Origin of the sequence: Citricoccus muralis (assembly GCF_003386075.1) — a bacterium.
GTDB classification, from domain to species: Bacteria; Actinomycetota; Actinomycetes; order Actinomycetales; family Micrococcaceae; genus Citricoccus; species Citricoccus muralis.
In genome coordinates this window covers 2,974,889-2,997,628 of record NZ_QREH01000001.1, presented here as the reverse complement: position 1 = coordinate 2,997,628, position 22,740 = coordinate 2,974,889, and the positions used below count along the sequence as shown (strand labels likewise).

General features: G+C 69.0%; 20 protein-coding genes. 15 read left to right on the top strand and 5 right to left on the bottom strand.

Annotated features, from left to right (window positions below):
• The 3 genes from C8E99_RS13375 to C8E99_RS13365 are packed head-to-tail and all read right to left on the bottom strand — an operon-like array spanning position 1 to position 2,812.
• Positions 1-870 (bottom strand): amino acid ABC transporter ATP-binding protein, encoded by an 870-nt coding sequence (locus C8E99_RS13375; RefSeq protein ID WP_115932705.1) that lies wholly within the window; start codon positions 868-870, stop codon positions 1-3.
• Positions 870-1,865 (bottom strand): amino acid ABC transporter permease, encoded by a 996-nt coding sequence (locus C8E99_RS13370; protein ID WP_115932704.1) that lies wholly within the window; start codon positions 1,863-1,865, stop codon positions 870-872. Before C8E99_RS13370 ends, C8E99_RS13375 begins: the two co-directional genes overlap by 1 nt.
• Entirely contained in the window at positions 1,862-2,812 is a 951-nt protein-coding gene (locus tag C8E99_RS13365; protein ID WP_115932703.1) for a transporter substrate-binding domain-containing protein, read from the bottom strand. Before C8E99_RS13365 ends, C8E99_RS13370 begins: the two co-directional genes overlap by 4 nt.
• 233 nt (positions 2,813-3,045) lie before the next feature.
• Here C8E99_RS13365 and C8E99_RS13360 point away from each other — a divergent pair, with 233 nt between their 5' ends.
• A complete protein-coding gene (locus tag C8E99_RS13360) occupies positions 3,046-3,249 on the top strand; it encodes a hypothetical protein (RefSeq protein WP_115932702.1) in 204 nt (67 codons plus the stop codon).
• 22 nt (positions 3,250-3,271) lie between these two features.
• On the opposite strand, the gene C8E99_RS13355 is transcribed toward C8E99_RS13360, so the two are convergent.
• The gene (locus C8E99_RS13355; protein WP_245952337.1) at positions 3,272-4,372 is read right to left on the bottom strand and encodes a YeiH family protein; all 1,101 of its coding nucleotides are present in this window, start codon (positions 4,370-4,372) and stop codon (positions 3,272-3,274) included.
• 71 nt (positions 4,373-4,443) lie between these two features.
• On the opposite strand from C8E99_RS13355, the gene C8E99_RS13350 reads away from it, so the two are divergent.
• Positions 4,444-5,454, top strand: coding sequence for a LysR family transcriptional regulator (locus C8E99_RS13350; RefSeq protein WP_115932700.1), 1,011 nt, complete (start codon positions 4,444-4,446; stop codon positions 5,452-5,454).
• Between the two features lie 169 nt (positions 5,455-5,623).
• Positions 5,624-6,622 carry an MDR family oxidoreductase gene (locus C8E99_RS13345; RefSeq protein ID WP_115932699.1) on the top strand — a complete coding sequence of 333 codons (999 nt, stop codon included), beginning with the start codon at positions 5,624-5,626 and terminating at the stop codon, positions 6,620-6,622.
• A gap of 128 nt (positions 6,623-6,750) precedes the next feature.
• On the opposite strand, the gene C8E99_RS16350 is transcribed toward C8E99_RS13345, so the two are convergent.
• Entirely contained in the window at positions 6,751-7,917 is a 1,167-nt protein-coding gene (locus C8E99_RS16350) for an epoxide hydrolase family protein (RefSeq protein WP_115932698.1), read from the bottom strand.
• A 136-nt stretch (positions 7,918-8,053) separates the two neighbouring features.
• On the opposite strand from C8E99_RS16350, the gene C8E99_RS13335 reads away from it, so the two are divergent.
• The 12 genes from C8E99_RS13335 (at position 8,054) to C8E99_RS13280 (ending at position 22,735) form a co-directional block, all read left to right on the top strand.
• A complete protein-coding gene (locus tag C8E99_RS13335) occupies positions 8,054-8,410 on the top strand; it encodes a VOC family protein (protein ID WP_115932697.1) in 357 nt (118 codons plus the stop codon).
• 321 nt (positions 8,411-8,731) lie between these two features.
• Entirely contained in the window at positions 8,732-10,945 is a 2,214-nt protein-coding gene (locus C8E99_RS13330; protein WP_115932696.1) for a tannase/feruloyl esterase family alpha/beta hydrolase, read from the top strand.
• Between the two features lie 231 nt (positions 10,946-11,176).
• Positions 11,177-12,079: a MetQ/NlpA family ABC transporter substrate-binding protein gene (locus C8E99_RS13325; RefSeq protein ID WP_115932695.1), complete on the top strand. Its 903-nt coding sequence runs from the start codon at positions 11,177-11,179 to the stop codon at positions 12,077-12,079.
• 130 nt (positions 12,080-12,209) lie between these two features.
• The gene (locus C8E99_RS13320) at positions 12,210-13,241 is read left to right on the top strand and encodes a methionine ABC transporter ATP-binding protein (RefSeq protein ID WP_115932694.1); all 1,032 of its coding nucleotides are present in this window, start codon (positions 12,210-12,212) and stop codon (positions 13,239-13,241) included.
• 5 nt (positions 13,242-13,246) lie between these two features.
• A complete protein-coding gene (locus tag C8E99_RS13315; RefSeq protein WP_425452930.1) occupies positions 13,247-13,906 on the top strand; it encodes a methionine ABC transporter permease in 660 nt (219 codons plus the stop codon).
• A 202-nt stretch (positions 13,907-14,108) separates the two neighbouring features.
• A complete protein-coding gene (locus C8E99_RS13310; RefSeq protein ID WP_115932692.1) occupies positions 14,109-14,819 on the top strand; it encodes a GntR family transcriptional regulator in 711 nt (236 codons plus the stop codon).
• 48 nt (positions 14,820-14,867) lie between these two features.
• Positions 14,868-16,595 carry an allophanate hydrolase gene (atzF, locus tag C8E99_RS13305; RefSeq protein WP_115932691.1) on the top strand — a complete coding sequence of 576 codons (1,728 nt, stop codon included), beginning with the start codon at positions 14,868-14,870 and terminating at the stop codon, positions 16,593-16,595.
• 67 nt (positions 16,596-16,662) lie between these two features.
• Positions 16,663-17,628 carry an ABC transporter substrate-binding protein gene (locus C8E99_RS13300; protein ID WP_115932690.1) on the top strand — a complete coding sequence of 322 codons (966 nt, stop codon included), beginning with the start codon at positions 16,663-16,665 and terminating at the stop codon, positions 17,626-17,628.
• Positions 17,629-17,654: 26 nt separating this feature from the next.
• Complete coding sequence (locus C8E99_RS13295) at positions 17,655-18,587, top strand: ABC transporter permease (protein WP_115932689.1); 933 nt, start codon at positions 17,655-17,657, stop codon at positions 18,585-18,587.
• 16 nt (positions 18,588-18,603) lie between these two features.
• Positions 18,604-19,404 carry an ABC transporter ATP-binding protein gene (locus C8E99_RS13290; RefSeq protein ID WP_211309054.1) on the top strand — a complete coding sequence of 267 codons (801 nt, stop codon included), beginning with the start codon at positions 18,604-18,606 and terminating at the stop codon, positions 19,402-19,404.
• Positions 19,405-19,559: 155 nt separating this feature from the next.
• Complete coding sequence (locus tag C8E99_RS13285) at positions 19,560-20,243, top strand: TetR/AcrR family transcriptional regulator (protein WP_115932688.1); 684 nt, start codon at positions 19,560-19,562, stop codon at positions 20,241-20,243.
• Positions 20,243-22,735 (top strand): YhgE/Pip domain-containing protein, encoded by a 2,493-nt coding sequence (locus C8E99_RS13280; RefSeq protein WP_115932687.1) that lies wholly within the window; start codon positions 20,243-20,245, stop codon positions 22,733-22,735. Before C8E99_RS13285 ends, C8E99_RS13280 begins: the two co-directional genes overlap by 1 nt.
• Positions 22,736-22,740 lie beyond the last annotated feature (5 nt).

Genomic DNA, 22,740 nt, shown 5'->3' with positions numbered 1-22,740 from the left:
TCATCCCTGCCGCTCGTCGTTGGCCCGCATCGAGCGGGCCAGGAAGGAGCGGAGCCGGTCCGTCTCTGGGGCGCGGAAGAACTCGTCCGCGGGGCGGTCCTCGATGACCCGGCCCTCGGCCATGAACACGCAGCGGTCCGCGACCTCGCGGGCGAACTCCATCTCGTGGGTGACCACCACCATGGTCCGGCCGGTGGCGGCCAGGGCCTTCATGGTCTGCAGCACCTCGTCGATGAGCTCCGGGTCCAGGGCGCTGGTCGGCTCGTCGAACAGCAGCACCCGCGGCTCCACGGCCACCGCCCGGGCGATGGCCACGCGCTGCTGCTGGCCGCCCGAGAGCTGCCGCGGATACGCGTCCTCCTTGTCCGAGAGACCCACCTTGGCCAGCAGGTCCCGCGCCGCGGCCTTGGCCTGGGCTGACGGGACCCCGTGGACCGCGATGGGGGCCTCGGTGACATTGCGCAGCACGGTCCAGTGCGGGAACAGGTTGAACTGCTGGAACACCATGCTCATCCGGCGGCGCTGGGCGCGGACCCCGGCATCGGTCAGCGGACGCAGGCTGCGGCCCTGCTCGAAGCCGAGCAGTTCTCCGTCCAGGTACATGGCGCCGCCGTCGATCGTCTCGAGCTGGTCGAGGCACCGCACCAGGGTGGACTTGCCGGAGCCGGAGGGCCCGAGGATGGCCACCACCTCGCCCTCGTTGACGGTCAGGTCGATGCCGTCCAGGGCCACGAGGTCCCCGAAGTGCTTGCGCAGGCTGACGACTTCGAGGACGGGGCCGGACTTCCGGCCTCCCGCCGCGGCCGCTGTGCCCGTTGCGCCCGCTGTTCGCGCAGCCCCGGGCGTGGAGGCGGTCTGGGTCTCGTTCATCACTGGTTCTCCTGGTTCCGGATCTCCGCAGCGGCACCGGGCCGGCCGGCGTCGGGCACGGGGATTGCGGTGGCCTTGGGCACCGTACGCGTGGCCCCGCGGCTGTAGTAGTCCTCGACCTTGCGTTGGAAGAAGGTCAGGATGGTCACGGCCACGAGATACCAGATCACGGCCACGATCAGCATGGGCACCACGTCATAGGTGCGGTTGTAGACGACCTGCACGGCGTGCAGCAGGTCCCCCATGGCGATGACGCTGACCAGCGAGGTCCCCTTGAGGGTGGCGATGACCTGGGAGCCGGTCGGCGGGATGATGACCCGCATGGCCTGCGGCAGCACGATCCGGGTGAAGGAGTGCCACCGGCTGAAGCCCATGGCCGCCGAGGCGTCATGCTGGCCCTGGTCCACCGAGAGGATGCCCGCCCGGATGATCTCCGCCATGTAGGCGGCCTCGTGCAGGGACAGGCCGATAATGGCCGCCGTCAACGGCGTGATGATGTCGTTCGTGGACCAGCTGAAGAATTCGGGCCCGAACGGCACCCCCACGGAGATCCGAGGGAGCAGGTAGGCGAGGTTGAACCAGAAGATCAGCTGGACCAGGGGCGGGACCCCGCGGAAGAAGCCCACGAAGGCCATGCAGGCCACGCGCACGGGCCAGTAGTCGCTGAGCTGGCCGGCGGCCAGGACGGTGCCCAACGCTGTGCCGAGCACCATGGCCACCACCATCAGCAGGACACTGGTCACCAGGCCGAGGAGCACGCTGGGGTTGAAGAGGTACTCCGCGACGATGGGCCATTCGAACCGCTCGTTGGTGACGAGAAAGGATCCGATGCCCACGGCCACGAGGACCAGCACCGCGGTGCCCAGGACGCGCAGCGGCCTGACCCGAGGCCGGGCCTGGGCCACGTCCACGGCGTCGGTGCGCACGGCGGGGGCGGACGGTGTGGAGGCTGTGGATGGTGCGGAGGGGGACATAGGGGTCTCCGATAGGGTCATTCGCCGGACTCTTGCTCGGACTCTTGCTCGGACATCGGGTTGAGGGTCGGAGCCTCCACCGTGACGTCGTCCAGCTCCCACTCGGACATGATCCGGTCATACTCACCGTTCTCGAAGATGCCCTCGAAAGCGGCCAGCATGGCCGGCGCGAGCTCGTTGTCCTTGGGGAGGAACATGGCGAGCTGGTCCACGCCGGCGCCCTGCTCGTCCGTCTGCACGAGGAAGTCGAAGGTGCCCTCGTCCTGGCTCTGGATGTCGAGGGCCGCGGTCTGGGTGGTGCCCGCGTAGTCCGCGCGGTCCGACTGGACGGCCAGGATGGTGGAGTTGGTGTCCTCCAGGCCGATGAACTCCGGGGCTTCGAGGCCCTCACCCTCGCACCACTCGGTGTAGCGCTCCAACTGGCTCTCGGTGACCGAGCCCGTGACGCCGGCGACCCGGGCGCCGCAGAGGTCCTCCGACTCGCCCAGCTCGTCCTGGCGTTCGCTGAGGTAGAGGTAGGAGGTCCGGGTGGTCATCCAGACCACGGCGTCGAAGTCCTCCTCCCGCTCGGCGGTGGTGCGGACCGGCCCGTTGAAGGCGTCGTAGCGGCCGGACAGCATGCCGGTCAGCATGGCATCCAGTCCCGATGAGGTCTGGATGGTGAACGGAACGCCCAGCTGCTCGGAGAGGGCCTCCTGGATGTCCGGGTCGATGCCGGTGATCTCGCCGCCCTCCTGCAGGGTGCGGTACGGCGGGTGGGTGTCACCGGCGATGGTGATGCCTCCGGCGGACTTGATGTCCTCCGGCAGCAGGTCGTACGCCGGGGCCTCGGTGTTGACCCCACCGGCGGCGGTGGACGCGGAATCCTCGCCGGAGGATTCGACGCCGGCGTCCGACGAGGAACAGGAGGCGAGGGCCAGCACGGTCAGACCAGCGAGGGCTGCGGTGCCGAGACGGCTGTACTTCATGGCGATCTCCCAAGTAAGTGAGGTGCATCACGGGTGGAATGTGTGACGAGAATATCATGCCGCTTGATATTCGTCAGCCCCATGGTGGCAGAGTAGCGCGGCTGCCAGTCCGGGCGCCCGTGAAGACGGGACAGCTCAATGATGCGCATCCTCAACCAATTGACCGGGCGGGGATGAACCCGTGCGCCGCGGCGCCGGGAGACCGATGATGGAAGCAGTCGAAAGGAGACGTCATGAGCGACCCGAAGGCTGGCCCCGGGACCAGCACCACCCCGTCCACAGCCACCGCCGAGGCCACGAGCACCCACGCGGAGGTGGCCGATCAGCTCATGGCGGACGCCAAGAAGGCCCAGGCCCGGCATGACCAGGATGATGCCCGCGCGGACGACTGGGGCAAGGCCTCCTTCCCCGCCTCCGACCCGCCGCAGAACTACTGAGCGGTCGGGCCCGACGCCGGCCCTACAGCCCCAGCGCGGCGATCCCGCCCAGCGAGATCGCGAGGATGACGCCCGTGGAGAGCAGCCCGAGCAGCACGGGCCGGTAACCGACCTGGATGAGGCTCTTGAGATGCACCCCGAGGCCCAGGGCGAACATCGCTGCGGACAGCAGCAGCGTCTGCACGGTCTGGACCACGTCCAGTACGGCCTCGGGCAGCACCCCCGTGGTCCGCAGGATCATGGCCGCCACGAAGCCGAGGACGAAGAGCGGGACGATCGGCGGGCGCTTCGCCGTGGTCGCGGCTCCACCCTGCCGCCGCAGGTGGATCGAGACCCCGGCCGCCATCGGCGCCAGCATCAGCACGCGGGCCAGCTTCACGGTCACGGCGACGGCGAGCGCACCACTACCCACCGCGCCACCGGCGGCCACCACCTGGGCGAGCTCATGGGTGGACGCACCGATCCAGATCCCGAGCGTCTCCTCCGGCAGGCCCAGCAGTCCGCCGAGGAACGGCACCAGCGGGATCATGATGGTGCCGAACAGCACCACCAGGGCGATGGCCGTGGCGACCTCCTCCTCCTTGGCCTTGGCCACCCCGTCCATGCCGGCCACCGCCGCCGCGCCACAGATGGAGAACCCGGAGGCGATCAGCAACCGCTGGGCCGGCGAGATCCCCAGCCGGGCGCCGATCCACAGTGTCCCGAAGAACGTCACGGCCACGGACGCCACCACCACGGCCAAGACCCCGAAGCCCAGGTCCAGCACCGAGGTCAGGGACACCTGCAGCCCGAGCAGCACGATCCCCGTGCGCAGTAGCCTCTTGGCCGAGATCGCCACCCCGGGCGCCAGCACCGCCGGCACGGGGGCCAGGTTCCGCCACAGCGCCCCGGCCAGGATCGCCACGAGCAGCGGGCTGATGCCCGGCAGCAGTTGCGCCATTCCCCAGGCGAGCCCCGCCCCGGCGAGGCAGACGGCGAGGCCGGGCAGGGCCGGCGTCGGGAACCGGCGGAGGCCCCGCCGTGTCTCCTGCAGATCCGCGGGGGTTGAACCGCGCTCGCCGCCGGCCCCAGGGGTCGGCGGCGGTGCTACGGAGCGGGTTCCGGCGCTGTCAGGAAAAGGCACCCTTCGACGATTCCAGCACCGGCGGACCGGCAGTAGCCCCCGCCTGACCAACACGGCCATATGATGCTGATATGTCCACCGCAACAGAGGACGACCCTCAGCAGAGCCGCTTGCCTGTTCCGCAGCACGCCCAGCAACAGGCCCCATCGCACGCCCCGCACATCGACTCGTGGCTGAACCTGACCATGCTTCGCCTGCTGGTGGGCGTCGCTGATCACGGGAGCCTGAGTTCCTCCGCGCGGGCAGCGGGGATCGCGCAGTCCAATGCCTCCCGTTCCCTCCGGACGCTCGAGCGGCGGCTGGGCTATACGCTGGTGCGCCGGTCCACCCGCGGCTCGACTCTGACGCAGGAGGGCGTGCTGACCGTCGAGTGGGCGCGCGAGGTGCTGGACGGCGTGGACCGGTTGTCCGCGGGGGCCGACGCCCTGGCGCACCGGGGGCAGGAGGAGTTGGCGATCGGGGCGAGCATGACCATCGCCGAACACCTGTTGCCGGGTTGGATCGGGGCGTTCCGGGCACGGCGGCCGGGCGTGGCCACCCAGCTGCGGGTGATGAACTCGGCCCACGTCATCGAGGCGGTGACGGCAGGGGCGGTGGCACTGGGCTTCGTGGAGACCCCCGACCTCCCGGCGGATCTGCGCGCGGTCACGGTATTCACGGATCAGCTGGTCGTCGTCGCCGGTCCGGGGCACCCGTGGGCCCGGCGCGCCGAGCCACTGGACCCGGCCGAGCTGGCCACCACCGCGCTGGTCGAGCGAGAGGAGGGCTCCGGAACCCGTGCCTTCCTCGACCGCCTCGTGGACGATCACCGCCCCGCCCCGCACGTGGAACTCAACAGCAACTCGGCGATCTGCCAGGCCGTCGTGGAGGGCATCGGCCCCGCCGTCCTGTCACGCCTGGCCGTGGACGGCTACCTGCGCTCCGGCCAACTGACGCAGATCCTGACGCGCGGGCCACGGCTCGATCGTCTCCTGCAAGCCGTCTGGCGGGGCCGGCTGCCCGACGGCGGCACGGCGGCCGAGTTCCTCGAGGTCGCCCTGGGTGGCAGCCACGGAGGCTGCCCCTCGCACAATTCCCGGTGATCCTGAATATTCCCGGTCATGATCACCGGGAATAGCCAGGATCGGCGGGAAAGCTGCCCTGGGCCCATGGCGTCAGGCGGTGCTCCTCCGTACCGTGAGTGGGGAAGAGCCACCGGTATCGAACGAAGACCGAACGAAGACCGAACGAAGACCGAACGAAGGAGGACGCATGCGCGCAGTGATCGTGCCAGCCCAGGGTGCCAAAGCAGAGGTCAAAGAGGTGATGGAGGACCAGCTCCTGGTCTGCGTCGGCGAATCCGGCACCGTGGAGCTGGATGTGCTCTACTCCAGCTACAACTACAAGGACGGCATGGCCATCAACGGCGGAGGCCGAGGCATCCTGCAGAGCTTCCCGATCATCCCGGGGATCGACATCGTCGGCACGGTGACCCGTTCCGAGGACCCAAATTGGTCCGCCGGAGACACCGTGGTGCTCAACGGGGACGGCATCGGCGAGTCCCTGCACGGCGGCTTCGCCACCCGGGCCCGGGTCCGGCCGGACGCCCTCGTGAGACTGCCGGCGGCACTGAGCCCGGAGCGCGCCGCGGCCCTCGGCACCGCGGGCTTCACCGCGATGATCTCCGTCCTGCAGCTGGAGGACGCGGGGGTGACCACGGAGTCCGGGGACGTCCTGGTGACCGGCGCCGCCGGCGGGGTCGGCTCCGTGGCGGTGTCCCTGCTGGCCGGCCGCGGCTACCGGGTGGTGGCCTCCACCGGACGCGTCGAGGAGGAAGGCGACTACCTCCGCGGCCTCGGCGCCGCCGATCTGATCGACCGCCACGAACTCTCCGACGAGCTGGGCAAGCCGCTGCAGTCCGAGCGGTGGGCCGGGGCCATCGACGTCGCCGGCAGCACCACCCTGGCCAACATCCTCGCGCAGATGCGGTACGGCGGCACCGTCTCCGCCTGCGGCCTCGCCCAGGGGATGGACCTCCCGACCTCCGTCACCCCGTTCATCCTGCGCGGGGTCACGCTCACCGGCGCGAACTCCGTCAAGGCCCCGCGGGAGCTGCGGCAACGGGCCTGGGATGCGCTGGCCGCGGAGCTGGACCTGAACCAGCTGGACGAGATGACCACGACGATCGGCCTGGAGGACACCATCCCCTACGCCGAGCGGATCCTGGCCGGACGCACCCGCGGGCGCACCGTCGTCGACGTCAACCGCTAGGCCGGACCACGACGGCGGCGCGGTTCAGCAGGCGAGCCCGGCGCGCCCCACGCTCGGGGCCCACCCTCCGGGCCCGGCCTCGGCGACCGGAATAGTTGCGCGGCGGCGCGGAGCAGCGTTCACCACCGTCACCGGAGGTCGCGGAAGAACGCGGTGATCTCCTCCGCCAGGGCCTCGGGCTGCTCGAGCGCGGCGAAGTGCCCGCCGCGGTCCATCTGCGTCCAGCGGCGGAGGTCCGTGAAGTGCCGGGCGGCCAGGCTGCGTGGTGGAACCCGGATCTCGGCGGGGAAGGCCGCATAGCCGGTGGGCACGTCCACGATGGCGCCGCCGGACAGGGGCCCGACGCCCTGGACCTGCCCGCGGTATGGCCAGAACGAGGAGGCGATGGCCCCGGTGAACCAGTACAGGGCGATGCCCGCCAGCATCCGGTCCCGGTCCACTGCCTCGAACACGTCGCCGCCGTGATCCGTCCACGCGTGGAACTTCTCCCCGATCCACGCCGCCAGCCCGGCCGGGCTGTCCATCAGGGCGGCCGCGAGGGTCTGCGGCTTGGTGCCCTGAATCTGCGCGTAGGCCCCCTCCTGCCGGCGCCACTCCGCGTGCTGCTCCAGGTAGCGCCGCTCGTCCTCCGTGGCCTCCTCCGCGGGAACCGACCCCGGCAGCCCGACCAAGAAGTTCAGGTGGAGCCCCGTCAGCCGCTCCGGGTGGCGGACGGCGAGGCTGGTGGCGAGGTGTGCGCCCACGTCTCCGCCCTGGGCGCCGAACGTGCGGTAGCCGAGGACGTCGGTCATCAGCTCGCCGAAGAGGTCGGCCATCTCCGGCACGGCGAGCCGGGGCTGTCCAGGCCGGAAGGACAAGCCGTAGCCGGGCAGGGACGGCGCCACCACGGTGAACGCATCGGCCGGGTCTCCTCCGAAGCGGGCCGGGTCGGTCAGCCGCGGGATGAGGTCCAGGAACTCGAACACCGAGCCGGGCCAGCCGTGACTGAGCAGCAGGGGCATCGGCGCCGGTCCCTGCCCCGGGACGTGGAGGAAGTGCAGCGGGATCCCCCGCACCTCGCTGCGGAACTGCGGGAAGGAGTTCAGCTCGGCCTCGTGGGCTCGCCAGTCGAAGCCGTCCCGCCAGTAGCCGACCAGCTCGGCCAGCCAGCCGACGTCGGTCCCGTGCTCCCACGGTTCACCCGGCGCCGGGTCCGGCAGCCGGGTGTGGGCCAGCCGCCGCTCGAGGTCCTCGAGGGCGGATGCGGGAATGTGCAGTTCGAAGGGCACGGGCTGGCGAGGGTCGTCCGTTGTCATGGCCTCAGTGTGGCGCACGGCACGTCGGGGCGCGACACCCTCTGGAGGGACGGGGCGCCTGACGTGACGGGGCGCCCTGGAGGGACGGAGCACCGAATCGTCGACGCCGTCCCCCCGGCGTCCCTACGATGGGCCGATGGCACCCACCCACCACACCATCGACTACGTCGAGTTCGCCGCCCCGGACCTGGAGAGGGCCAGGGCCTTCTACGGCGAGGCCTTCGGCTGGGCCTTCAACGACTACGGCCCGGATTACGCGGGCATCCGTGCGGCCGAGGGCGACGGCGAGGTGGGCGGCCTGAACCCCCATGCGGCCGCCGGGTCCGGCATGCCCCTGGTCATCCTCTACTCGGACGACCTCGACGCGACCGTGGAGGCGGTGCGATCAGCCGGCGGGCAGATCACCCAGGAGCCCTACACGTTCCCCGGCGGCCGGCGGTTCCACTTCACCGACCCCGGCGGCAACGAGCTGGCCGCCTGGTCCACGTCCTGACGCGGCCGGGCACGTACCCCCAACTTCTGCCCGCAAAGTGCGCTGGAGACGGTGCAGTGGAGTGGAAGGGTGGCGAGTTCCCGTCAAGCCCTGCGCCGAGTCCAGCCGCGATGAACGTCGCCGCGCCAACGGAAGAGTTCCACCCGGCGGTGTGATCCTTGACACACTCGGGGTGCCGGATCCACGATATGGCCACAGTCCGTCGGCGCTCCCCCCGCTCTGGTGACCCATCCTCGCTGCTCTCGATGGGTTCCACGGCGGGCGAATCGCGGGTCCTCCCGCACGGCACCGCCGGAAGCCATCACTCGGGGAGGAACCATCATGTCCAGATTCAAGGACGGTGCACGGCGACTGGCCTGCACCGTGGCGGCGGTATCCATGGTGGCGGTGGGCCTCTCGGCCCCGGCCCAGGCAGCCGGGTCGGCGGGCCCGGCAGACGTGGGATCAGGTGGAGCTGAGAACTGCTCCGCCCTCGCCGGGATGGAGATCGACGCTGGACAGATCGGGGTTCCAACCTCGGGTGCCGTCGTCAACAGCGCCGAACACGTCTCAGACGAGACGGACAAGTCCTACTGCAAGGTGATCGGCAAGACCCTGCCGGTCGATCCGGAAGCCCCGGGCGTGACCTTCCAGGTGAACCTCCCGGACGGCTGGAACGGGAAGTCGCTACAGTTCGGCGGAGGCGCCTTCAACGGCACCCTCGTCACCGGAACCGGACACCACAACCTGCAGCCGCAGGACCTTGAGACCCCGCTGGCCCAGGGCTACACGACCCTCGGCTCGGACGGAGGCCACGAGTCGGGGGGCGGCTTCGACGCCGAATTCGCCCTCAACGAGGAGTCGCTCAAGGACTACGGCCTGTTCTCCATCAAGAAGGCCCACGATGTCTCCGAAGTCCTCATGGACGCGTACTACGGCCAGGAGTCCGAGTTCGCCTACTTCATCGGCGGATCCCAGGGCGGCCACGAGGCCCTGGATGCCGCCGCCCGGTACCCGGACGACTACGAGGGCGTGGTGGCCAACTACCCGGCCTACAACGTCATGATGCTGCACTTGTCCTCCTTGAACGCCGGCCGGGCCATGTACGCCGAGGGCGGCGAAGCCTGGCTCAGCCCGGAGGACACCAAACTGCTGACGGACACCGTCTACGAGGTGTGTGACACGGTCGAACTCGATGGCGCCGCGGACGGCATCATCTCCAACGTGGCGGGCTGCAACGAGGTGCTGACCATCGATGCGGTCGAGCAACTGCTGGGTTGCGAGGCTGGGGCCGCGGAGGAGGACGCCTGCCTGACGCCGGAACAGATCACCGCGATCGACACCGTCCACTCGAGCTATGTGCCCGGCGTCGAGATCGCCGGTCAGACCGAGGCCAGGCGCTGGCCGATCCTGGAGGGCGCGCTCTGGCAGGCCTCGAACTTCGGGGCCGAGCCGCAGCCGTCCAATCCCCTGTCCGGCAGCGAGGGCTTGCTCTACAGCGTCGGGGCCACCAACGTGAAGTACCTGATCACCCAGGACCCGGATTACGACGCCATGGAGTTCGATCCCACCGAATGGGAGGAGCGGATCCAGGAGCTGGCGGCCATCACGGACGTCTCCGACGTGAGCCTGGAGCCCTTCTTCGACCGCGGCGGCAAACTCCTCATGACCCATGGCACCGCGGATGACTTCATCAGCCCACACAACTCGGACGCCTACTGGGAGCAGCAGACCGAGATCTTCGGCGATGAGCTGGCGGACAGTGCCCGGTACTACAAGGTCCCGGGACTCGGCCACGGCTTCGGGCCGTTCAACGCCACCTGGGACGGGCTGGGTGTGCTCGCGGGTTGGGTGGAGGACGGCACGGCGCCAGGCACTCTGACCGCCGAGGATGCCAATGAGGGCACGGACCGGACCCGGCCGATGTGCCAGTATCCGGCCTGGCCCGAGTATCAGGGAGCCGGATCCGAGGACTCGGCCGACTCCTTCGAGTGTGTGACCACGGAGACGGTGGCCGATTTCACCGACAATGAGCCCGGATCGGTGTACTACGCCCCGGTGCGGTGGCTGCAGGTGGCGGGGATCACCCACGGCTATGCCGACGGCACCTTCCGCAAGTTCCGGGACATCAGCCGTGGCGAGTCCGTGGCCTTCCTGCAGCGTCACCTCGCTCCGGATGCCGAACCGACCGGGACCACTTTCCCGGATGTGCCCGAGGGGTCGACCTTCTTCACCCCGGTCAGTTGGGCCGCCGCCGAGGAGATCACCCTCGGCTATGCCGACGGGAAGTTCAGGCCGGGCCAGTCCGTGACCCGCGGCGAGTTCGCCTCCTTCCTCTACCGCGCCGTGGACCCGGCACACCAGGGCCCGGAGGAGAGCGAGTTCACGGACGTGGACACCACCGACACCCACTACGAGGCCATCACCTGGATGGCATCGGAGGGCATTTCGCAGGGTTACCGTGACGGCTCCTACAAGCCGCACCAGCACATCACCCGGGCCGAGACCGCCACCCTGCTCTACCGGTACGAGTACCTGGTGGCCGCCCAGGGCTGACGCTCCGCTCCTGCCCAGCCACAGGGTTGCTCACTGTGGCTGGGCAGGATTGCGGTGGCGCGGACGAGTCTGCGCCGCCGGCGTCATGCAACTACACGTTTCGCCCGGAAAACGCAGTCGGGGACTCCACAGGCCGGTGAACTATCCTGTATGTCGGCGTATGACGGCAAGAGCGCGCATAAAACTACGCTTTAACCGGTCACCACCCCCTTGACAACAGGAGCACCACCCATGACTCGCAACCACACCCGCGCACTCTCCCTCTCGGCTCTGGCCCTGACCGGCGCCCTGGCACTGACCGCTTGCGGCGGCGGCGAGTCAGACGCCGAGCTGGGCACCGAGGAGAATCCGGTCCAACTCGGAGTGGTGGGCGCCTCCGAACCGTACTGGACCACCTATGAGGAGGCCGTAGAGGCCGAGGGCATCGCGCTGGAGATCGTGGACTTCACCGAGTACACGCAGCCCAACCCGGCACTGTCCGAGGGCGAGCTGGACATCAACCAGTTCCAGCACATCCAGTACCTCGCGGACTACAACGTGGCCGCCGGGGATGACATCCAGCCCATCGGCGCCACCGCCATCTACCCCATGGGCCTGTACTCCGAGAAGTACGACTCGGTGGACCAGATCCAGGAGGGCGAGACGGTGATCGTCCCCAATGACACGGTGAACCAGGCCCGCGGCCTGCTGGTGCTGCAGTCGGCGGGGCTGATCACGCTCCGGGACGGCGGCAACGCCTCCTCCACCCCCGAGGACATCATCCAGGAGGAGTCCAAGGTCCAGGTCTCCGCCCTGGACGCCGCCGTGACCGTGACGTCCCTGCCGGACGTCGCCGCCGCCATCGTCAACAACGACTTCATGGGCGACGCCGGACTGACTCCCGAGGACGCCATCGCCCAGGACGATCCCGAGGACCCGGCGGCCCTGCCCTACGTCAACATCTTCGCCACGAAGGCCGAGGACAAGGACAACGAGGTGCTGAACCAGCTGGTGGAGATCTACCAGACCAACCAGGACGTGCTGGACGGCGCCCAGGAGTCGGCCGGAGGCTCAGCGGTGTTCCTGCAGACCCCGGCTGCGGAGCTGCAGGAGTCGCTCACGACCACTGAGGAAGCCCTCAGCAACGCAGGCTGATCCCCGGCACCCGGTCCGACGCCGGCCGCCACCTTCCGCTGGGAGGTGCCGGCCGGCGTCGGGCGTGGTGGGCACGGCAGTGCCCGGTCAACTGGTGCCCGAATCGAAGGAATTGCAGGACAATCACCCCATGCCCCACATCGCTCTGAAGGACGTCACCAAGGAGTATCCCGCGCCGCAGCGCGGTCATGCCCCGACCGTGGCGGTGGACCGTGTCAGCCTCGAGATCGAGAAGGGTGATGTCTTCGGCATCATCGGCTACTCGGGTGCGGGAAAGTCGACCCTCGTCCGCCTGATCAACGCCCTCGAGCCGGCCACCGCCGGCTCCATCGAGATCGACGGGACGGATATCACCCGGCTCTCCGCGGCCCGGCAGCGCCAGATGCGCACCGGCATCGGGATGATCTTCCAGCGCTTCAACCTGCTCAGTTCCCGCTCGGTGCGCCGCAACGTGGAGTACCCACTGGAGGTCGCCGGAATGGGCAAGTCCGAGCGAAAGAGGAAGGCGCTCGAGCTGCTCGACTTCGTGGGGCTCGCGGACAAGGCGAGTGCCTTCCCGGAACAGCTCTCCGGCGGCCAGCAGCAGCGCGTCGGCATCGCCCGGGCCCTGGCCGCGGATCCGCCCATCCTGCTCGCCGATGAGGCCACCTCCGCCCTGGACCCGGAGACCACGGACGAGGTCCTGGACCTGCTGGCCAAGGTCAACCGGGAGCTCGGCGTGACGATCGTGGTCATCACCCACGAGATGGACGTGATCGCCCGGATCGCCACCAAGGTCGCCGTGATGGACCGCGGCCAGGTGGTGGAGGCCGGCGAGACCTACTCCGTCTTCACCAACCCGCAGACCACCACGTCCAAGCGCTTCGTGCGCACCGTGGTGCGGAACCTGCCCTCGGGCGACGAACTCACCGAGCTGCGCGCGCAGCACGAGGGGCGGTTCTTCACCATCTCGTTCACGGACGAGGGGGCCACCGAGGCCCGCGTCTTCGGGGCACTGGCGCGCGCCGGCGTCGACTTCAACCTGGTGTACGGCGGCGTGGACTCCATCCAGGGCCGCGTCTACGGGCTGCTGACGATCGCCGTGCGCGGGGACGCCGCGGCAGTGGACGAGGCGATTTCCTCCATCGGATCCGGAGTCACCGTTGAGGAGGTGCACGCATGACCATCATCGATCAGATCACCGAGCTGATGCCGACGCTGCTGGAGCAGACCGGCATCATGCTGTGGATCGTCGCCCTCGCTCTCGTCTTCGGCGGAATCTGCGGCCTCATCCTGGGACTGCTGCTCTACGTGACCCGCAAGGGCGGAATCATGCAGCAGACGGCCGTCTTCTGGATCATCAACATCCTGGTCAACACGTTCCGCCCCGTGCCGTTCATCATCTTCATCGCGGCCATCCAGCCGTTGGCGCGGCAGGTGGTGGGCACCGGCATCGGCTCCGACGCCGTGGTGTTCGGCATCTCGATCGCGGCCAGCTTCTTCATCGCCCGCCTCGTGGAGCAGAACCTGATGGCCGTGGACCCCGGTGTGATCGAGGCGGCCCGCGCCATGGGTGCCAGTCCCTGGCGCATCGTCCGCACCGTGATCCTGCCGGAGGCCCTGGGCCCGCTCGTGCTGGGTTACACCTTCGCCATCGTCGCCCTGATCGACATGTCCGCCGTGGCCGGCATCATCGGCGGTGAGGGCCTGGGCAACTACGCCGTCTCCTACGGTTACCGCCAGTTCGACCCCGTGGTCACTTGGACCGCCCTGTTCATCATCGTGATCGTGGTCCAGGTCATCCAGGCCCTGGGCAACATCCTGGCGCGCAAGATCCTGCGGCGGTAGGCCTTTCCACCACCGCGAACAACGACGCCGGCCCGGTCACCCCAGGTGACCGGGCCGGCGTCGTTCTGTCCCGTGCCCCTCTGGAGGTGCGGAGATGCGCGGGACATGCCGCATCCACGGGAAACATGAAAGACCCACAACGGTTACGCGGAATCAACGCCCAGCAACAGCTCCGAAACATCCAGTGGCCAGTATTCAAGGCATGGATACAACGGTGGATACACGGCAGGGCTTCCCCGGCGCCGCGGCGTCAGGACGCAAGGTGACCGAACAGGAGCGGGTCTACCTCCAGTTGCGGGACGACCTGCTCGCCGGCGCGATCTCGCCGCTGGTCCGCATCACCGAGATGCGGGTGGCGGAGCGCTATAGCGTCTCCCGCACGCCGGCCCGTGACGCCCTGGCCCGGCTTCGCGCAGATCGGCTGCTGGCCTTCCGAGACGGCGCCCTGTACCGGTACATGCCGACCCGCAAGGAACTGTCCGACCTCTACGAGCTACGCGTCACGCTGGAACGTCAGGGGATCGTCCGCTGTACGGGCGGCGCGGACACCGTCCATGACACCGCGCTGATCGAGGATGAGCTCGCCTTGTGGCATGAGCGGAAATCCCAAGGCGTCACCCCGGACGCTGGATTCGTCACCGCCGACGAGCAATTCCACCTCACGCTGCTGCTGGCCTCCGGCAACACGGAAATGGTCGAGATCCTGAAGGGGGTCAACCAGCGGATCCGCTCGGTCAGGATGCACGACTACCTCACTCAGGACCGCATCAACAGCACCATCGACGAGCACCTCGAGATCGGCGAACTGGTCCTGACCGGCCGCCTCCTGGAGGCGCTGGAAGCCCTGGAGAGTCACATCGGCGAATCCCAGACGGTGTCCCTGGCGCGCGCCACGGACAGCTTCTCCCTGTAACCCGGGCCAGATGCCCCAGACCTGGCCATTCGACAACGAAGGATACTGATGCCCACCCTCTCCCCCACCGCTGCGGTCGCCCGTTCCTACGCGCGCATCGCCGCTGCCCACAGCAGTCACGTCTGGATCTCCCTGCAGGACGAATCCGCAGCTCTGAACGAGGCCTGGGGCGTGGAGCGCGAACTCGCAGCGGGCCGTGAGATGCCTCTGGCCGGATTGACCTTCGCCGTCAAGGACAACATCGACGTGGCCGGGCTCCGCACGACCGCGGCCCACCCGGGCTTCGACCGGCGAGCCGTGGTCAGCGCCTCGGTGGTGAGCCGCTTGCGAGCCGCCGGCGCGGTGTTCATCGGCAAGACCAATCTGGACCAGTTCGCCACCGGCCTGGTGGGCACCCGCAGTCCCTTCGGCCAACCCTCCAGTGCCCTCGCGCCGGAACGGGTGTCCGGCGGCTCCAGCTCCGGATCAGCCGTGGCCGTGGCAGAGGGACTCGTGGACTTCTCACTCGGCACTGACACGGCCGGCTCCGGACGCGTTCCCGCCGCCTTCAACGGCATCATCGGGCTGAAGCCGACGTACGGGCTGGTCGCCGCGGACGGCGTGGTCCCCGCGTGCCCGTCCTACGACTGCGTGTCCGTCTTCGCCCCGACCGTCGCGTTGTCCGCAGCCGTCCTCCGGATCGCGTCCGCTCCCTCGGAGCGCTACCCGCACAGTCGGGTGCTGCCGGACACGGCGCCCCTGTCCGCTCCCCGGGATCCCGTGGTGGCGATCCCCCAGGACCGGGATCTGACCAGCCTGCCCGAGGCCTTCCGGACTGCCTTCGCTGGTGCGATCGCACAGTTGGTGGGCCGTGGCGTCACCGTCCAGAAGATCGATTTCTCCCCCTTCGCTCAGGCCGGGCGGCTCCTCTATGAGGGCGGCCTGGTCGCAGAACGAGCCGCCAGCTTCGGACGGTTCCTGGCCGAACACCCGGAGGGGACGGACCCCCACGTGGGGCGCATCGCCGCCCACGCGGAAGAGATTCCCGGAGTCACAGTCATCCAGGACCAGCAGGTGCTGGCTGAACTCACCCGACGGGGGCGGGAGCTGTTGCAGGGCGTGGACGCACTGGTGGTCCCCACAGCGCCGGAGCACCCCCTGATGACGGATGTCCTCGCCGACGACGCCGGTCTCATCAACACAGGGCTGGGGACCTTCACCAACTTCGTCAATCTCATGGACATGGCCGCCATCGCTGTTCCCGTCACCCACACCACCGGGGACGGCGCCTTCGGGATCACGTTCGTCACCAGGGCATTCCACGACCAGGTGGGGATCGACCTCGCCGCGGACTTCCTCCGTGAGCCGCCGGCACTGTCCACCACCGCCGGAATCGACCTGGCCGTCTTCGGGGCGCACTTGCACGGCCAGCCCCTGAACCGTCAGCTCACGGACCTGGGCGGTCGCTACATCGACGACATCACCACGGCAACCAACCACCGGCTCTACCTGGCCGAAGGGTCCCCGCCGCGTCCCATCGTGGCCCCATCCGCCTCGGGCATCTCCGTGCCCGGCGAGCTGTGGCGCCTCCCCCTGACCTCTCTGGCGCGGTTGTTGACTGGCCTGCCGGCGCCGATGGGGCTGGGGCAGGTCTCCCTCTCGGACGGACGCACCGTCTGCGGATTCATCGGCCAGGTCCAGGGTGTGGAACGGGACATCACCTCGTTCGGCGGCTGGCGTGCCTATCTGGACGCTGCCGGTGAGGCCGCCCCCGCTCCCCTCCCGGTCCACGCCTAGCCCCTCCGTAGCGTTCCCCTCTATTCGCCCCTCTCCGTCCAACCCCCTCCAAGGAGCTGCACCCACCATGCCGAACACCCGCCTCACCCGTACCCTGTCCCTCGCCGCCGTCAGTGGTCTGGTAGCCGCCTCGATGGTTGCCTGCGCACCCGCAGAGGGAGCCGGGGACACCATCACCGTGGGCACCCTCCGAGCGCAACCACACCTGTACACCCCGTACTTCTACGATCAGTTCGCACCGGAGGGCAAGAGCTTCGAGATCGTCCTGTTCGACTCCTCCTCGGACATCAAGAACGCCGTGGTCTCCGGATCCGTTGATCTGGGCGTCACCGGCGCACCGTCTGTTCTCGCCGGATTGGCTGATGGTCAGGACGTCAAGATCATCGCCTCCTCGGCCGACGGCGGCTCCCGCATCGTCGGGGCGCCGGACATCACGGATCCGCAGGACCTGGCCGGCAAGACCATCGGTTACCCCATGGGTGCCTCACAGGAGATCCTGCTCAAGCTCACGCTCGAGAACCTGGGGATTGACCCGGACAACGACGTCACCCTGGTGAACCTTCCGTTCTCCGAAATGGCGAATGCCTATACCTCGGGTCAGATCGATGCCATGTCCTCAGCCGAGATCGGCCCATCGGTGGCCATGGACGCCGGAGCTGTTGACATCGTGTCTCCCTATGACACCCCGGTGGGAGAGGTCAACATCGTCCTGGCCGCCACCGGCGAGTTCGTGGCCGAGGAGCCGGACCTCGCCCAGGAGGTCGTGGACACCCACATCCAGGCCTCCGAGTACATGGCGGAGAACCCCGAGGAATGGTCAGCGGGCCTCGTGGAGGACTTCGGCATGGATGCCGCCGTGGCCGATCTCGCGATTCAGAACGTCACGCCCCGGTGGGAACTCGATGACGACTATCAGGCGCAGGTCGCCGCCCTGGCCGAACAGATGCTGGCCTTCGGGCAGATCAGCGAGGGCGTCGATACCTCGGCCGCCCTCGACCCCACCTTCGTTGATGCCTCCACCGTCAACGACTAAAACGAGCACTGATCAAAGGAGGACCCATGACCACTCCAGTCCCGACGACCTCCGCGCGTACCGCCGGTGATGTCACCTCAGCCCCTGCCACCGCCCCGCCCCCTGGGGGCACCTCCACGAGAGGAGCAGCCTCCAGGCAGCCATCCACGGCCAGCCGATCCGGCACGGGCCGCGCCTGGCTACTGGCCATCCCCGTCCCCATCGTCCTCCTGATCCTGTGGACCCTGGGCGTCCAGGGCGAGTGGATCCTTCCCTTCGGCATCAAGATGGCCTTTCTGCCCACGCCCATGGACGTCGGCGCACGGCTGTGGGACTTCGCCTTCGGCGGGGTCATGAATGACGCCTTCAGCGGCACCCTGTGGGCCCACCTATGGGCGTCTACCCTGCGCGTCCTGCAGGGCTTCGGCCTCGCCACCGCCCTCGCTGTTCCCCTCGGTGTGGTGATGGGCCGGTCCAAGACCGTCTTCCGGATGCTGGAACCGACCATCAACCTCATCCGGCCGATCCCGGTCACCGCGTGGGCTCCTCTCACCTTGCTGATCATCGGGTTCGGGGATCGGTCCACGGTGTTCCTGGTCTTCCTCGCGGCGTTCTTCCCGCTGTTGCTGAACACCATCACCGGGGTCCAGCAGGTGCCGGAACGGTTGCTGGAGGCGTCCTCCATGCTGGGTACCCCCACCAGCCAGGCCCTCTACAAGGTGGTCCTGCCGGCCGCCATCCCCAGCATCGTCAGCGGCATGAGGGTGGCGCTGGGTCTGGCATGGGTCATCCTCGTGGTCGGAGAGACCGTCGGTATCACCACCGGACTGGGCGCTGCCATCACCCAGGCCCAGGAGCAGTCCCGCACGGACCTGATCATCGCCGGGATGATCGTCATCGGCCTGGCCGGCTTCGCAGCCGATCGCCTGCTGACCCTGGCCGTCCGCCTCGTGGTCGGCCGCCGCCCCCTCGCCACGTAGAACCAGGAGAAATCACATGAGCATGACACCTCTGGGCACCGCCGTCGACGGCACGGTGGTCCTCACCCATCTCGGCAAGCACTTCCCCGGCGCTCCCCTGCCGGCCGTGGCAGACGTCAACCTGGACATCCACAGCGGCGAGTTCGTGTGCATCGTTGGAGCCAGCGGCTGCGGGAAGTCGACGGTCCTGCGCATGGTGGCCGGCTTCGAGCAGCCCACGGACGGCACCGCACAGGTCTCCGGACGGGACGTCAACGGCCCCGGCCCAGACCGTGGTGTGGTCTTCCAGGACTACGGCCTGTTCCCCTGGCTCACGGTGACGGAGAACATCGCCTACGGTCCGAGGCAGGCCCGGTTGGCCAAGGCCGACGTGCAGGACCGCACCTCCAGGGCCCTGGAGTCCGTGGGGTTGACCCGGGTCGCGAAGTCCTTTCCACACCAGCTCTCGGGCGGCATGCAGCAGCGCGTGGCCATCGCCCGGGTCCTCGCCAATCGACCGGCCGTGATGCTGATGGACGAACCGTTCGGCGCACTCGATGCCCTGACGAGAAGCGGGATGCAACAGGAACTGCGACGAACCCACCACGAGGCCGGCGTGACGATCCTGTTCGTCACCCACAGCATCGAGGAGGCCGTCTTCCTGGCGGATCGAGTCGTCGTCATGGCGGGGGGATCGTCCCACGGCAATTCCGGCCACGTCCGTGAGGTCGTCCCGATCACCCTGGGTCAGGACCGTGATCCCGCCTCCGGCGAGTTCAACGAGATCAAGCGGTACATCAACGGGCTGGTCCACGCGGGGAACGAGGTCCCTGCGTAGGCTTTCCCTGGCCCCTGAAGCTGACACATGTCAACCTCTTCCCCGCCCGGCTTGCGATAACTCTTCTGATCAAGGCGCGGTAGCGCCCTCAGTCCGCTCGGGACTTTTTTACAGGTGTAAACTTTGCTCTGGACTGTAGGGCAAGGGAGACATTGATGAGCGATCGAGTGCAGGATGGACGGTCACTGGCACCGCTGGTGGACGCGGTCACGGCGCTGCTGGACGAGGGCGTGGACCCCCACCGCCTGAGCGTCACGGACGTGGTGCAGCGCGCTCGGGTCAGCAGGCCCACCTTCTACAAGTACTTCAAGGACATCCCCTCGCTGGTGAGGGAGGTCGCTCTGCAGAGGATGGAAGCCACGTTCAGCCGTGTCCCGCAGGCGGCGCTCGGCGAATCCTGGACAGCCTTCGCCCGCGGCACGTTCATGACCCTGCTGACAGATCTGGCAGAACACCGCCGCTTCTACCTCGCCGTGCTGGCGATCAGTCCGGCGATCGTCATGACCGACTTCATCACCTACCTGTCCCGCCGCCTGCTCACCTCCTCTCCCCTGGGCCCGGTCATCCACCGCAGGAAGGGACCGGACACTCCCCGGCAGCGGGCCGACTTCCTGGCCGCGGGGACCGTGTGGCTGGTCCAGCAGTGGTTGGCCGCCTCCACCGAACCACTGGACGACGTCGAGGAGATGGTGGACCGCCTCTCCTCCCTCCTCCTGTCCAGCTCCGGTGCCACGGAACAGGAGATCGCCGCGGTCCGCTCGGCATCGCCGGCTTCCACCCCCATCCCCACACACCCGCACACGACGCCGGCCGGCACCTCCCCGGAAGGGATCGCCTGATGGCGCCGCCACGGAACCGCAAGCCCACCTTCCGGCTGCGGAACAGCGCCGGGCCGTGGGCAGCCGCCGGCGCCCCCGACACTTCGGCCGACGGGCCCCCACCCCAGCCCACGAAGGCCGGGGCGTCTGCGCTCCAGAAGTACGGCGCCGTGGCCTGGTTCGGCGTGATCCTGCTGGCCCTGGCCATCATCCCGTCCCTGTACTCGGGGCTGCTCACCGGTTCCAACATGGACCCGACGGGTCGCCTCGATGCGGTGCCGGCCGCCGTCGTGAACCTGGACGAGCCGACCGCATCCCAGGGCGAGACGATCCACTTAGGTGAGGACCTGGCCGAGGAGCTGGTGCACCCGGATGAGGACACGGACAACCTGGACTGGCAGCCGATGGACGACGCCGAGGCCCAGTCGGCCCTGGAGAACGGAGATGTGCTGGCCGTGCTGACCATCCCGGAACGGTTCTCCACGCACGCGGCCGGGCTGTCCACGGGCGAGGCGGCGGACGCGGAGCAGTCCACCCTGCGCATGCAGACCAATGACGGCGCGAACATCATCATGGGCACCATCGCGAAGACCATCGGTGAGACCGCGTCCAGCACGGTCGCCGAGGGCATCGGCGAGGAGTACGTGAAGAACGTGCTGTTGGGTTTCACCGAGGTGCATGACGGCATGCAGGAGGCCGCCGACGGCGCCGGGCAGGTGGCCGAGGGTGCGCAGGATGCCGCGAGCGGCGCCGGTGACCTGGTGGTCGGGATCGACCAGCTGGCGGACGGCTCCGTCACCGTGGACACCGGTGCCCAGCAGCTGGCCGAGGGAGCAGCCTCCGCCGACGCCGGCAGCCAGGAACTCGCCCACGGCGCCACGTCAGTGAACGACGGCGCGCAACAGCTCAGTTCGGGGCTGGGCCAGATGCGGTCCCAGACCGAGTCCCTGCCCAGCCAGACCCAGACCCTGGCGGACGGGGCCGGGAAGGTGGCGGCCGGCGTCGGACAATTGGACCAGGGGGTCACCGCCCTCGAGGACACCGCGGGCACCCTCTCAGGCGGAGCCGGGCAGTTCACGGCGGGAGTGGACGAGGCCGTGGCCGGTGCGCAGCAGCTGCGGGACAGCGCGGGCGCGGTGGTGACCGGCGTGCAGCAGGTCCAGGGTGATGCGGGCACGTTGGAGGAGAGGATCGCCAACCTGCAGGCCGCCTACGGTGCGATGACCGACGAGCAGCGCCAGGCTGCCCTCGCCGAGCTGGCGGACGGTGCGGGGCAGGTGACGGCCGGCGCCGAGCAGGCCGCGGCAGGGGCGTCCACGGTGAACGAGGGGCTCGGCGGGATGATCGGGGATTCCTCCTCCGGCTCGGGGCTGGCCGGTCTGCAGGCCCACGTGGACCAGCTCGGCTCCGCAGCGTCCACGGCCGCCGCCACGGTCTCCGAGGTGGCGGACAACATCCACGCCCTCTCGGACGGCGCCGACCAGGTGGCTGCGGGGGCCCAGACCCTGGCGGACAGCTCCGGCACGCTGAGGGACGGGATCTCCACGGCGGCCACCGGCGCGCAGACCTTGGGCGATGGCACCTCGCAGCTGAGCGACGGCGCCGGCCAGCTGGCCGCCCGGATGCCGGCGCTGGCCTCCGGTGCGCAAGAGCTGGCCGCGGGCAGTTCCGAGCTGTCCTCCGGACTGGCCACTGCCGATGACGGTTCGCGCGAGCTTGTCTCCGGGCTGGGGGACCTGTCCGATGGCTCCGGCCAGCTGTTCACCTCCCTGCGGGACGGGACGGCGGACGTGCCGAGCTACACGGACCAGGACGCCTCGAGCATCGGCTCCGTGGCCGCCCTGCCGGTGAGCGCGGACATGGAACGCACCAACGAGGTCCCCTCCTACGGCTACGGCCTGGCCCCGTACTTCATGGCCCTGGCCCTGTGGGTGGGCGCGCTGGGGTACTTCCTGATGCGCCCGGCCGTCCGCGAGACCATGATCGCCGAGCGCAAGCCGCTGTGGCGCGTGCTGCTGCGCTCGGCCGCGCTGCCCGCGCTGATGGGCGTGGTGCAGTCCCTGGTGATGGTCTCGGTGCTGGTCTTCGGCCTGGACCTGACGCCGGTGAACCCCTGGGGGCTGGCGGGCTTCGCCGTGCTGACCTCGGTGACCTTCATGGCCGTCAACCAGGCGCTGATCGCCTTGCTGGGCCCGCCCGGGCGCTTCTTCGCCCTGATGCTGATCGTGCTGCAGCTCTCGGCCGCCGGCGGCACCTATCCCGTCCAGACCGCGCCCGCGTTCTTCCAGGCGATCCACCCCTGGCTGCCGATGACCTACGCCGTGGAGTCCTTCCGTTCCCTCATTGCCGGTGGATCCATCGGTGTGGACCACGGGATCACGGTGATGCTGATCTGGATGGGCGTCGCGGTGGCGATGCTGGTGGTGGCCGTGGCGCTCCAGGGCATCAAGGCACGCCAGGCCACCTCCGGCACGGACCGGCCCGAGGTGCGGACTGCGGTGGCCACGGCGTAGCCCGC